This is a genomic window from Shewanella sp. W3-18-1, from assembly GCF_000015185.1.
GTDB classification, from domain to species: Bacteria; Pseudomonadota; Gammaproteobacteria; order Enterobacterales; family Shewanellaceae; genus Shewanella; species Shewanella putrefaciens.
In genome coordinates this window covers 2756379-2768633 of record NC_008750.1, presented here as the reverse complement: position 1 = coordinate 2768633, position 12255 = coordinate 2756379, and the positions used below count along the sequence as shown (strand labels likewise).

Below are 12255 nucleotides of genomic sequence, written 5' to 3'. Positions count from 1 at the left end.
ACTAACCCTATCGCTGTTCGATTAGCTGAAAAGCTAATGCCCAAAGCAAGATAACTTTGTCGTCAGTTGTGCTGTATTCATTGTCATTGTTTCCCCTGTGACTCGCCATAAACTCGTCCCTGAGGGCCCGACGACGGCATCCATGCCGCCAACGGTCACAGTTGCAACAATGCCAATCTTAACTAACACTTCTGCTGTTCGTTTAGCTAAAAAGATATTGCCCCTTTACGTGTCAGCAGAGTAACTTCTGACTAATTCGGAGGTTCCAGTTTGACCAAATTATCATAATGCAACAGAGTGCCTATATCACTCAGGCTTCACTCTCTGCAACACTTAGAAAATAGCTTAGCGACATAGAATGGCATGTCTTCATAACTTTACGTCCAATGGGTAGGAAAGTGGAGGAAAGGCAGAAATAGGTGTTTACTAACAGTCCTCACTATTTTATTTCTTTTAAAAATTATCCATTTATTGTAATGTTTTGTATTAGCTCACATGCAGATTTGTTGGTTGCGTTTCGCAACCTGTGACAACATGGTCCAAGTGACTCGCCTTCTCGGATCGCTTCATATGCTTTCCTGAATGACTCGCCCGCGGCGCGTAAGAGTGCATGTGAGCTACTTTTCTCTGTTGAAGTATAATTAGGGGGAAATTTGATTCATAGAAGAAACTATTTACTGCTTAAACAGGCTAAAACTAAACCTGAGTTAGCGTTAATATTAGGCGTTCCAGCCGCTTTCCTTACTAATACTTTGTATAAGCCAGGTGTTAATTCGCACGTAAATTCGCACTATCATCAATTCGATATTACTAAAAAATCTGGTGGTGTCAGGACTATCAGTGCACCCTCAGATGAATTAAAAGATCTACAACGTAGGTTGTCAGATTTGCTATTGGATTGCAAAGCGGTAATTCAGTTTGATAAAAAAATTGAATGCACTCTTTCACATGGGTTTGAGCGGGAAAAATCCATCATTACTAATGCACGTATACATCGTGGGAAAAAGAATGTATTAAATTTAGATTTGGCAGATTTTTTTGGTAGTTTCAATTTTGGTAGAGTTAGAGGATATTTCATTGCCAATAAAGATTTCAAATTGAATCCTCATATTGCAACAGTTATAGCTCAGATAGCCTGCTATAAAGACACATTGCCACAAGGTAGTCCATGTTCTCCAGTAATAGCAAATCTCATAACTAACAGTCTTGATATAAAGTTATCAAAATTAGCCAAAAAAAATGGCTGTTCTTATACCAGATATGCTGATGACATTACATTTTCAACTAGGAAAAAATGCTTTCCGATAGCGATAGTTAAAAACGTTGAAAGTTTAACTTTAGGTTCAAAACTATTAGGTGAAATAAAGCGGGCAGGTTTTTCAATAAACACATCAAAAACTAGATTACAGTTTAAAGATTCTAGGCAGGAAGCAACAGGCTTAGTCGTAAACAAAAAAGTAAGTGTTAAATCAGAATATTGGCGCTTAACAAGAGCTATGGCTCACACTCTATTTAAAACAGGAAAATTTCAAATTACTGATCAAGATGGCTCCGTTAAAGATGGTAATATATCGGAGTTAGAAGGCCGGCTAAACTTTATAGATGCGGTTGATTTTTATAATAATTTAGAAAAAAAGAAGCATCCTGAGCCCAAATTTGAACCAAAAGCCCATACTGGCATTAACAAATTCCGTGGAGTCTTGAACTCAAGAGAAAAGGTTTACGGAAGATTTTTGCAATATAAACTCTTTTTTGCAAACGAATTCCCAACAATTTTAACTGAAGGTAAAACTGACAATGTCTACTTAAAAAGTGCGTTAAATCGACTCCAAAATTTGTACCCAAATTTAGTTACACCCAAATCAGCAAACATAAAATATTCGCCAAAACTTAAATTTCCTGATTTAAATCGGAAAACTATGTATTTTCTCGATATTGGAGATGGTGCAACACCATTTACTCGGTTTGTCCAACGGTATGCGGATGATTTAAAACACTTTGAAAACAAAAAAGCTCAAAATCCAGTTATTCTAGTGCTCGATAATGATTCTGGCCCTAAAGATTTATTAAATCACTTAGTAAACAAAGTTAAATCATGCCCTAATGATATAGCTACATTAAAAAATAGTGGCTTTATTCACTTATTTCATAATCTATACCTTATTTTAACACCTCTTAATGTAGGAGGGAAAGACTCAGCAATGGAGGATCTATTTGATACAGCAACTCTTGGTAGAACTCTCAATGGAAAGACTTTTTCAACTGCTAAAGATTTTGATGAAACCAAACATTACGGTAAACATCTTTTTTCCACAAAGGTTATACGATCAGATAAAGAAAACATTAATTTTAACAAGTTTAAATACATCTTCGATGAGATTGAAAAAGTAAAAAATCATTTTTCAAATATTTAGTTATTGAAAAAACGAATAATAGGACTTCCACATATTTTTATGTGTCATTATTTTTCTGCGATTCTGATAAGGATAAAGATACTTTGGCTGGACAGATGCAAAAATTTGTAATAACTTTTAAAATCAGGTCTTTAGACATCTCAAAGCGGAATGAAAAGCTATTCCTTTGATCACAAATGGTAATGGTTTTTGTGATGATATATCTCATAATCAAAGGCACTGATACATAATCGGGGGGGCCGTAGATACCTAAGCTCCGGCCCGAAGAAAAAGACGCTATTTTTAACCAACTATTTTTTGCCTTTACCTTCTTGAGGCGTTACCCCATAGAAATATTAATCCGAAACCAACTTGTTAGTGTAAAAAACTAGCTCGCTTTTGTCCCAAAGCGTGCTGCGTAACGCTTTTAAATCTACAGATTACGCGAATGCTCGAAAGGTGTGCCATGGTGATTGGCGAGACGACTGTCCGCCCCATGGACGGGGCGGTCGAGCATCCAAGGACGGACTTGCTGCGAGTCGACGAGCTAATGCCATGGCAAGCCTGTGCGAGTGGATACCCGTAAACGCTAAACTTCTAACAACTGAAATTACTGCTCTCCAAACATTTCTGTCCAAAAGCGTGCGGCGTATCGCTTTAAATATATAGGTTATGCTAGTGCGCAAAAAGGCGTGTCATGGTGACTCGCGTGACGACCATCCCCCCTACGGACGGGCATTCTAGGATGGACTGGAACAACATACATGCTTAACTGCCAGTTCGCCCTCCATGGCTCTCGTTCATAAACTTAGAATCCCTTGGCTTCTATTCACCCTGTCGACGAGCAAATACGATGGCAAGCCGATATAAGTAGGTCAAACCAATAAGCGCTCCACGGTTTAAAATGGATGGACTAATTTATTGCCCATCATTTTATCTGTCATTTTAATTAGTTTTTATTGGTAAAATATGTCTATTAAAGCTATATCATTTAGTTTTTCACTTAGTCGCTTGAGACACTAAAAAATGAATTCTGAAGTTTTGAAGTATGTAAACGAGCATCAGCTTTCGTCTGTAATGAATAAAACAAAGTGGTGCGAGCTTGAAAAGGCATTAAATGGATCTGAAGATTTTATTCCCTATGTGCGATACAAATTGATTTATGATGAAAATCCTAATGCAGGTTTTACTGCCGTGTGGTGGCACGAGTTACTTGAAATAGCAGAAACCATTGAGTGGTTAGAAGTTGATCCATTCAAAAGAGAATGGCTAGGCCGATTAGTGGCGGATCGAGTGACGGACTTTTCTGATGTTATAAGCGCACAATTAGCCCAATATTCAATTCCTTATTCGATAGAAAATGGCATGTTTAGAATTTGGGGTTATCTGAGGAGGGATGAATCTCCAGAATTTATCTAACTGAAGAGTTATATCTCTGTAAGTCACTTATTTTAAAGCTAAAACTACTAAATACTGAGACCTAAATACTGATTGTTGGGATTGGGCATAGAGACAAAAGACATTAAAAAAGTGCTTTATTTTTCAATAAAGCACTCATTTTTAAGCGACTCAAGCACTCGTTGACCTACTGAACACAGTACTGATTAAGGTACTGATTAAGGTACTGATTAAAGTACTATGTAGAGTGGCCATCCAAGGAGGCCGACAAGACCTTCCTTGTGTTCGAATCTTTCTAAGCGTTCGGGTGAAGCATCGCTGAGTAAGAGTTCGCGGTAGCTTTTCGCAAAGTGCAGGGTACGCAGTAGGGCGGGGGCAAAGTTTTTGCCGAGATCTTTACTGATGGTTTCAGCGAGTTCTGCGGGTAATTCTGCTAACGCTTTCTGGGTTTCCAATTCGATATGCTCACGGGTAAACCATTCCTCTTTTAAGGTGATTTTGCCGATACGCTTTTTCAAATCCTGTCTGACTTTGGCGCCATCAAACAACAATCGATACAGTACCGCTTCGGCTAATACACTCTCTAGATTGAGAAAATCTAGCGGATCATAGCTCGATTGCGCGTAAAACTGTGCCAATAGGGCCGCAATTGACTGTTGGCGTTGGTGTTCAAGCAGGGCATCTTGATAGGCTTCATAGCCTAACCATTCTTCCGCATCGGGCGGGCTAGACACTTGTTCAAGCAAGAACTTGTCGACATCACCGTACAATGACTTGTCGTTGATGAGTTTATGCTTGCTGACAGTGCTGAGCATGCTCCAGCCTTTTTGGAAGCATTTGACTACGCCATCGGCGGTGATCAACAGGCGTATCGCCTGCTGCGGGTTTTGGTTTGATAATTCCATCAAACCAAGGCTCACCACACCAATGACATCGTGCGCCGCTTGTTCGAGCAGGTGCATTTTGTACTTGTTGTAAAACTTATCGGCCAGTTTGAGGCTCATCAAAATGGCTTTGGATTTGATTTGTGACAGCTGTTCACCGCTCAGCGTTTCGTCTGCTTGGCCTTGGATCAATACCTTGCTCAGGTAGGGTCCTTGATCTACATCACGCAGTACCAGTTGCATCAAATAATTCCTTAATCCAAAAAGCTAAACATATCATCGACTTCAGCGTATTCATCCGTCACTTGGTTTTTCTCTTTGGCTTGAATAACCAGCTCGTTGACAAACTTGCTGATGATCATTTCCCAACCTGAGCTTTCGTTACGCAGCAGACTCTTAATGGCTTTTTCAACATCGGGCGCGAGCTCGTGGATCAAGGCCATTAGACTGCGTGGATCGTCTATGCTAAGGCTGTGTGCATCTTCACTGGCGACGCGGCTGTCGTAGCCGATGGTTTCAGTGTCTTCTTCGTCATCGTAGAGATCTGTATAGCCGTCTTCATCTTCATGTTTTTCGCCTAACATCATTTCGATGAAAGGGATCGACAGGTAGAAGAGGCCCGCAGGATCTTCGGCGATACATTCTAAAATCGCAGTTTGCTTTTCTTCGCTATCTTGGATGCGAATTAAATAGGTCAAAAAATCAAAGGTATGCTGAATAAGTTCTTCGGCATTGTTTTTGATTTTTTCTTCCCAGTACAAAGGTTGCTGACAGACGATGTCGCGAATTTGTTCTGGGGTCATGAGTTCAGACATGATCGAAGGACAAGAGATATCATGGTGACTGTTGATTTGGGTCAGCGTGACGATATCCATGTGCTCGATGACTTCGACTAATTGCTCGTCGCTCATGGTATTTGCAATGATTTCAAAGCGTTTGCTCGCTTGTTTTGGCTCTACGTCCGCCAACTCTTTAATTTCGGCGACGGTAATCTCAATGAGACTAGTGTTCATTAGCGGTCCTCATCATCGTAGTGATCGTAGTAGCCATCTTCCTCTTCGCCTTCATCATCGTCGTCGTTATCTGAGGTGCCAACATAATCGTTGTCATCATCTTCATCGTCGTCGTGATGTTTTGCTGCTGGTGTTGCTTTACCTTGAGTTTCGAGTAAATACAGTACGGCGCAGCTTTCAATCAGTAAGGTTTCCGAGTAACCACGCACGGCTAACACTAAAGGTAAATCGGCATTGTTAAAGCCAATCGTGACTTTAAACTCATCCCACTCGGGTTGAGTTGCCGTGTTTATCCAATGTGCCCACTTGAGTTTGGCTTCGGCGGGAAACTTAATTCGACCGTAAAGCGCGACAGGCAGGTACTCAGGCACAGTATCGAGCATCTTAGGATCGGCTTCTAACACCTTTTTGATTTGGCTAGTAAATTGCTCTAGCGCTTTAGGTGTATCGGGATCGTCGTAGGACTCGATATTGTCGTAGGCATTATTTTTTAGCTCATTAATGCGTGAGATATTCAGTTTTTTGACCATTTGACACTACTCTAGAAAACGCTCAAGGATAAAATTGATCCCACAGCTCGCGCATGGCGCTAGCGGGATCGGTCACTATGACGTTATTGAAATCTTTGATAAACGCATTACGTCGCTTAGGATCGGACAACACATCATAAGCATTTTTAACGCGTTCAAGTTGTACGGCGGCTTGCTGCTTTTCCTCTTCCGAGGCGCCTAACAACTTGTCGGGATGATATTTGTTTGACAGCCGTCGATAGGCTTTTTTAATGTCGTCTTCTTTGGCACTGGGTTTTATACCAAGCACGCTAAAGTGGTTAATCATACTTGTACCTGCAGGCGATGGGGCTGATATCGCGAGATAAAAAGGGTTTGACTCTGATTATCTTTAAATTCGTGGAATTATGATTAGTCAGCCGTGGATGATAGCAGAAATCCCCTCGGGGCAGCAAACACGCAAGTCGCTATTTGCAGCTCTAGCTTAACTTATAAAACACTGATGTTGATCGTGCGAATTTGCGAGCCACAATAGGGAGTATATAGCATTTAGTATTGGCTGATGTATTGGTTAGATCTTTGTTATATCTTAGTTTTGCGGGATTTTGATACAAAAAAACCAGCATTAAGCTGGCCTGATCATTAGATAATTGGTTGCGGGAGCTGGATTTGAACCAACGACCTTCGCCCGTTGTTTATAAAGAGTTGAGCCCGATAAGCTGTTTCTATCGATAAACTAATACACTAAATTGGTTGCGGGAGCCGGATTTGAACCGACGACCTTCGGGTTATGAGCCCGACGAGCTACCATGCTGCTCCATCCCGCGTCCGATATCTATCTGTATTACTGTACTACTTTGGTTTAAATTGGTTGCGGAAGCCGGATTTGAGCCGACAACCTTCGCTCGTTGTTTATAAAGAAGTTGAGCCCGATAAGCTGTTTCTATTGATAAACTAATACTCTAAATTGGTTGCGGGAGCTGGATTTGAACCAACGACCTTCGGGTTATGAGCCCGACGAGCTACCATGCTGCTCCATCCCGCGTCCGATATCTATCTGTATTACTGTACTATTTTGCTTTAAATTGGTTGCGGGAGCCGGATTTGAACCGACGACCTTCGCCCGTTGTTTATAAAGAGTTGAGCCCGATAAGCTGTTTCTATTGATAAACTAATACGCTAAATTGGTTGCGGGAGCCGGATTTGAACCGACTACCTTCGCCCGTTGTTTATAAAGAGTTGAGCCCGATAAGCTGTTTCTATTGATAAACTAATACACTAAATTGGTTGCGGGAGCCGGATTTGAACCGACGACCTTCGGGTTATGAGCCCGACGAGCTACCATGCTGCTCCATCCCGCGTCCGATATCTATCTGTATTACTGTACTATTTTGCTTTAAATTGGTTGCGGGAGCCGGATTTGAACCGACGACCTTCGGGTTATGAGCCCGACGAGCTACCATGCTGCTCCATCCCGCGTCCGTCTTCAAAGCGGGGCAGACTATAACGGCAGCGAGTAGTCATTGCAAGGACGAATCCTAAAAAAGAGGATGAATGCTCAAATATAGAGCGTAGTGCGGGGATTTTACGCAGTATGAGTCGGGGCTCGCTATTATAGGGCGCTAAAAGCTGACTAACTGACTGACTAAATCTGACTTCGGTTAATAACTGTTTATCTTTTATGTATTCGAGCAGGTATAATGTCGCTTTGATTTTGACTGCGTATTGATTATCCCATGCTTAATTTTTTTGCCGCTGCCCCTAAGGGCTTTGAATATAGCTTAGCCCAAGAACTGACAGAATTTGGTGCCACAGAGATTAAGGAGAGTGTTGCTGGTGTGTATTTCACCGCACCTTTAACCTTAGCTTACCGGATTACGTTATGGACACGTTTAGCCAGCCGTATTGTGTTGGTCATTTATAAAGGCAGCTGTGAGTCGGCAGAGCAACTCTACAATGCTGCCTATTGTATTGATTGGCCAGCACATTTCTCTAATAGAAACACTTTTAGTATCGATTTTCATGGTACGGGTGGCTTTATTAATAACACCCAGTTCGGCGCGCTTAAAATTAAAGATGCCATAGTCGACAGGTTCCGTGACGATGGTGACGAACGTCCCAATGTGTCGCGCACTGATGCGGACTTTAAAGTCGATGCGCATTTTCGTAATGGTGTGATTACGATTGCAATGAACTTCTCTGGACCATCATTGCATCAACGGGGATATCGCTCAACCACAGGCGAAGCCCCTTTAAAAGAAAACCTTGCCGCGAATATGTTAGTGCGAAGTGGCTGGCAAGCCGCGCCTACGACTTTACTTGATCCTTTTTGTGGTAGCGGCACAGTGCTGATTGAAGCGGCGTTAATGGCGGCGGATATTGCTCCAGGACTACAACGTAATCGTTTTGGCTTTGAACATTGGCGTCGTCACGATAAAGCTGTGTGGCAAGATATTGTCGCTGAAGCCAAGGCGCGTGCTTCATTGGGGGTTAAACGCTGTGAGATTAAATTTTACGGATCTGATATCGATTCTCGCTTAGTTGCGCTTGCAAAGCGTAATGCAGAAAATGCGGGAGTGCTTGAGCTTATTGAGTTTAAGGTTGCTAATGCCCTTAATATCGAGCCGCCAGCAGCAGAGGGTTATCTTATCACCAACCCACCCTATGGGGAGCGTTTGGGGAATGTGTCCGAACTTTTGCAACTTTATTACCAACTTGGCGATAAATTTAAAAAAGAATTCGGCGGTTGGAAAGTCGCCATGCTTTGTAGTGATATCGAGCTAATCTCATCACTTAAGCTTAAAGCGGATAAACAGATGAAGATGTTTAATGGCGCATTAGAGTGTGCCTTTAACCTCTATACTCTGCATGCCAACAGTACTCGCCGTGACACGCCTGTTTTGCCTGAAGGAGTGGACATTGCCGATATCGCGCCCGCCTTTGCCAACCGTATTAAGAAAAATGCTAAGCAACTAGAAAAGTGGGCTCAAAAAGAAGGCATAGATAGTTATCGTATTTACGATGCCGATATTCCCGAATACAACGTGGCCGTTGATAAATATTTAGATTATGTAATTGTGCAGGAATATATGGCACCTGCGACCATTCCTGAGGCGGTAACTAAGCGTCGATTAAGCGATGTGTTATTGGCATTACCCGCAGCGATTGGGATTAATCCTAATAAAATCATCATGAAAACCCGCGAACGTCAGAAGGGCACTAGCCAGTATCAAAAGTTAGATGAGCGTAAATTAGAGCTTATCACTACTGAATATGGCGCTAAGTTTAAGCTGAATTTAACCGGTTATTTAGATACGGGGTTATTCCTTGATCACCGTTTAACGCGTCGTCTGGTTGGTCAAAAAGCTAAGGGACGGCGAGTATTGAACCTGTTTTCTTATACGGGTTCAGCATCTGTGCATGCGGCGCTCGGTGGTGCTAAGTCGGTTACAACGGTAGATATGTCAAATACCTATATTGCTTGGGCGAAGGATAACTTTGCCCTCAATGGGCTGCAAGGCAAGCAATATGAATTCGTGCAAGCGGATTGTTTACAGTGGATCCGTGATTGTAATGAACAATTTGATTTGATTTTTATTGATCCGCCGACATTCTCTAACTCAAAACGGATGGAAGATTCATTCGATGTGCAGCGGGATCATGTCAATTTACTTAGCGCTTTAGTGAAGTTATTAAGTCCTACTGGCGAGTTAGTTTTCTCCAACAATAAACGTAAGTTTAAGATGGACATAGAAACACTGACTAAGATGAACATCACGGTTAAGAACATTGACGACATCACGCTGCCAATGGATTACAAACGTAATCCTCATATTCACAATACTTGGTTAATTACCCATGCCTGAACGTGAGGCTGAGCTTTCAGCTGAATTACATCGGGACTATATGCTATATCACACGGAGGGATGCCATCTGTGTGAATTGGCAGTTGTGCTATTAAAAGATGCTGGTATAGCGTTTCAAACCATCGATATTTGTGATGATGAAATACTCGCGGAGCGTTATGGGGTGTCGATCCCTGTGCTAAAAGCCGTGGACGACAGATGTTTATTTTGGCCATTTGACGCAACGCAATTACAAAAGTTTATAGGAGCTTAGTTTGAGTCTGGTTCGTATCAATAATGGCTCTTTAGCCTATGGTTACACACCGCTGCTGCAGAATGCGGATTTTACCATTGAACGCGGTGAGCGCGTGTGTATAGTGGGGCGAAATGGTGCTGGCAAGTCGAGCTTGCTGAAGATTCTATCCGGTGATGTATTGCTGGATGAAGGTGAGTTTAACATTGATGGTAATGTTTCTGTCAACCGTTTACAGCAAGATCCACCTAAGGCAGAGCAAGGTACGGTTTATGCCTACATTGCGGCAGGTCTTAAGGAAGTGGGTGAAGCGCTTGAGCGTTATCATCAATTATCCCACGATGTGGCCCATGTCTCACCTGAACTGATGGATCGCATGCTAAATGAGATGCAAGGTCTGCAGGAAACCTTAGATCACTACAACGGCTGGCAGTTAGATTCACGTATTCAGCAAAATTGTGAATTACTCGGTCTCGATCCTGATAAATCCTTAAGTGAGTTGTCTGGTGGTTGGCAGCGTAAAGTGGCGCTGGCTCGTGCGCTTGTGAGTGAGCCCGATCTATTGTTGCTTGATGAGCCAACCAACCACTTAGATATTGATACCATCGAATGGCTAGAAAAATTTCTACTTGATTATCAAGGCGCTATCGTCTTTATCAGCCACGATAGGGGCTTTATTGCCCGTATGGCGACGCGCATTGTGGATTTAGATCGTGGTGTCATCACGTCATGGCCGGGCAACTATCAAGCTTACCTTGATGGTAAGCAGGAATGGTTGCGGGTTGAGGCTGATAAAAATGCCTTGTTTGACAAGCGTCTAGCCGATGAAGAAGTGTGGATCCGTCAAGGTGTTAAAGCTAGACGTACCCGTAATGAAGGACGTGTACGCGCACTTAAAGCGCTTCGCCAAGAGCGTAGCGAGCGTTTGAATCGTCAAGGTAACGCTAAAATGGCGGTGTCTGATACAGAGCGTTCAGGCAAGTTAGTCTTTGATGTAAAAGAGTTAAATTATAATTTGCCGGATAAAAATCTGGTGAAAAACTTTAACACTACTGTGATCCGAGGCGATCGCATTGCACTTATTGGGCCGAACGGTTGTGGTAAATCCACACTAATTAAGTTGCTGATTGAAAAGTTGCAACCTCAGTCTGGTGAAGTCAAAGTCGGCACTAAGCTAGAAATTGCCTATTTTGATCAATACCGTGAAGCCTTAGATCCTGAACAAACAGTTGAAGATAACGTCGGTGAAGGTAAAAAAACCATCACAATCAATGGGCAAGACCGCCATATTTTAAGTTATTTGCAGGATTTTTTGTTTTCTCCAATGCGAGCAAGAACACCTGTTAAAGCCTTATCGGGTGGTGAGAAAAACCGTTTATTACTCGCAAAGTTATTGATCCGTCCTGCAAACTTAATCATTCTCGACGAACCTACAAACGATCTTGATATTGAGACCCTAGAATTGCTAGAGTCGCTGCTGACTGAATATCAAGGCACTCTATTGCTAGTGAGCCACGATAGAGCGTTTATTGACAACACAGTGACGAGCAGCTGGTGGTATGCAGGTAATGGCCACTGGAGCGAATATGTGGGTGGTTATCAGGATGCGGTCGATCAGGGAGCTAAGTTTTATTCTGAGGAACCTAGTTCACAAAAGACGGTCGAAGCTCCTGCAGTACCAATCAAAGCTGCTGACGTTAAGGTGGCAGAAGTTGCCAAAGTTGCGAAAAAACTGTCGTATAAGTTACAGCGTGAGTTAGAGTCATTGCCTAGTCTGATGGAACAGTTGGAGGAAGACATCCTCGCACTGCAAACCACGATTGGTAACCCCGATTTCTATAGTCAGGCGCAAGATAAAGTCAATCAGGTATTAAGCCAGTTGGCGGATAAAGAAAAACAATTGGAAGTTTGCTTCGAGCGATGGGAAGAGCTTGAGTCATTGAAGTAAGCCAATAATAAA

Annotated in this window: 10 protein-coding genes and 4 tRNA genes; 5 read left to right on the top strand and 9 right to left on the bottom strand. The window is 42.4% G+C overall.

Features of this window, described 5'->3' with window-relative positions; translation table 11 throughout:
* Positions 1-33: 33 nt before the first annotated feature.
* Complete coding sequence (locus tag SPUTW3181_RS21995; RefSeq protein WP_198133638.1) at positions 34-189, bottom strand: hypothetical protein; 156 nt, start codon at positions 187-189, stop codon at positions 34-36.
* Between the two features lie 464 nt (positions 190-653).
* On the opposite strand from SPUTW3181_RS21995, the gene SPUTW3181_RS12525 reads away from it, so the two are divergent.
* Together SPUTW3181_RS12525 and SPUTW3181_RS12520 are read left to right on the top strand one after the other, a co-directional pair.
* Entirely contained in the window at positions 654-2414 is a 1761-nt protein-coding gene (locus SPUTW3181_RS12525) for a retron Ec67 family RNA-directed DNA polymerase/endonuclease (protein WP_011789685.1), read from the top strand.
* 1005 nt (positions 2415-3419) lie between these two features.
* A complete protein-coding gene (locus SPUTW3181_RS12520) occupies positions 3420-3812 on the top strand; it encodes a DUF6678 family protein (RefSeq protein WP_011789684.1) in 393 nt (130 codons plus the stop codon).
* A gap of 209 nt (positions 3813-4021) precedes the next feature.
* Here SPUTW3181_RS12520 and atcC read toward each other — a convergent pair whose 3' ends face one another.
* From atcC to SPUTW3181_RS12480, 8 genes are all read right to left on the bottom strand, one after another.
* Positions 4022-4918: a cold adaptation protein AtcC gene (gene atcC / locus SPUTW3181_RS12515; RefSeq protein ID WP_011789683.1), complete on the bottom strand. Its 897-nt coding sequence runs from the start codon at positions 4916-4918 to the stop codon at positions 4022-4024.
* An 11-nt stretch (positions 4919-4929) separates the two neighbouring features.
* Positions 4930-5688 carry a cold adaptation protein AtcB gene (atcB, locus tag SPUTW3181_RS12510; RefSeq protein ID WP_006086363.1) on the bottom strand — a complete coding sequence of 253 codons (759 nt, stop codon included), beginning with the start codon at positions 5686-5688 and terminating at the stop codon, positions 4930-4932.
* Positions 5688-6218, bottom strand: coding sequence for a cold adaptation protein AtcA (gene atcA, locus SPUTW3181_RS12505; RefSeq protein WP_011789682.1), 531 nt, complete (start codon positions 6216-6218; stop codon positions 5688-5690). The genes atcB and atcA overlap by 1 nt, the downstream gene beginning before the upstream one ends.
* Positions 6219-6240: 22 nt before the next feature.
* A complete protein-coding gene (locus SPUTW3181_RS12500; protein ID WP_006081330.1) occupies positions 6241-6525 on the bottom strand; it encodes a J domain-containing protein in 285 nt (94 codons plus the stop codon).
* Positions 6526-6947: 422 nt separating this feature from the next.
* Positions 6948-7024: transfer RNA gene (locus SPUTW3181_RS12495), tRNA-Met, on the bottom strand.
* Between the two features lie 141 nt (positions 7025-7165).
* Positions 7166-7242: transfer RNA gene (locus SPUTW3181_RS12490), tRNA-Met, on the bottom strand.
* Positions 7243-7481: 239 nt separating this feature from the next.
* A tRNA-Met gene (locus SPUTW3181_RS12485) sits at positions 7482-7558 on the bottom strand.
* A gap of 41 nt (positions 7559-7599) precedes the next feature.
* Positions 7600-7676, bottom strand: a tRNA-Met gene (locus tag SPUTW3181_RS12480).
* Between the two features lie 257 nt (positions 7677-7933).
* Between SPUTW3181_RS12480 and rlmKL the strand changes: the two genes are divergently transcribed.
* Genes rlmKL through SPUTW3181_RS12465 form a run of 3 tightly spaced genes read left to right on the top strand, consistent with a single transcriptional unit; the run spans position 7934 to position 12243 of the window.
* Positions 7934-10063, top strand: a complete 2130-nt coding sequence (gene rlmKL / locus SPUTW3181_RS12475; protein ID WP_011789681.1) for a bifunctional 23S rRNA (guanine(2069)-N(7))-methyltransferase RlmK/23S rRNA (guanine(2445)-N(2))-methyltransferase RlmL — start codon at positions 7934-7936, stop codon at positions 10061-10063.
* Positions 10056-10316, top strand: coding sequence for a glutaredoxin family protein (locus SPUTW3181_RS12470; RefSeq protein WP_011789680.1), 261 nt, complete (start codon positions 10056-10058; stop codon positions 10314-10316). Before rlmKL ends, SPUTW3181_RS12470 begins: the two co-directional genes overlap by 8 nt.
* Before the next feature lies 1 nt (position 10317).
* Positions 10318-12243 carry an ABC transporter ATP-binding protein gene (locus SPUTW3181_RS12465; RefSeq protein WP_011789679.1) on the top strand — a complete coding sequence of 642 codons (1926 nt, stop codon included), beginning with the start codon at positions 10318-10320 and terminating at the stop codon, positions 12241-12243.
* The last annotated feature ends 12 nt before the right edge of the window (positions 12244-12255 follow it).

Coding starts and splice junctions, on each gene's coding strand:
- atcA (WP_011789682.1), bottom strand. CDS start 6,218: ATGGTCAAAAAACTGAATATCTCACGCATTAATGAGCTAAAAAATAAT.
- atcC (WP_011789683.1), bottom strand. CDS start 4,918: ATGCAACTGGTACTGCGTGATGTAGATCAAGGACCCTACCTGAGCAAG.
- rlmKL (WP_011789681.1), top strand. CDS start 7,934: ATGCTTAATTTTTTTGCCGCTGCCCCTAAGGGCTTTGAATATAGCTTA.
- SPUTW3181_RS12470 (WP_011789680.1), top strand. CDS start 10,056: ATGCCTGAACGTGAGGCTGAGCTTTCAGCTGAATTACATCGGGACTAT.
- SPUTW3181_RS12520 (WP_011789684.1), top strand. CDS start 3,420: ATGAATTCTGAAGTTTTGAAGTATGTAAACGAGCATCAGCTTTCGTCT.
- atcB (WP_006086363.1), bottom strand. CDS start 5,688: ATGAACACTAGTCTCATTGAGATTACCGTCGCCGAAATTAAAGAGTTG.
- SPUTW3181_RS12500 (WP_006081330.1), bottom strand. CDS start 6,525: ATGATTAACCACTTTAGCGTGCTTGGTATAAAACCCAGTGCCAAAGAA.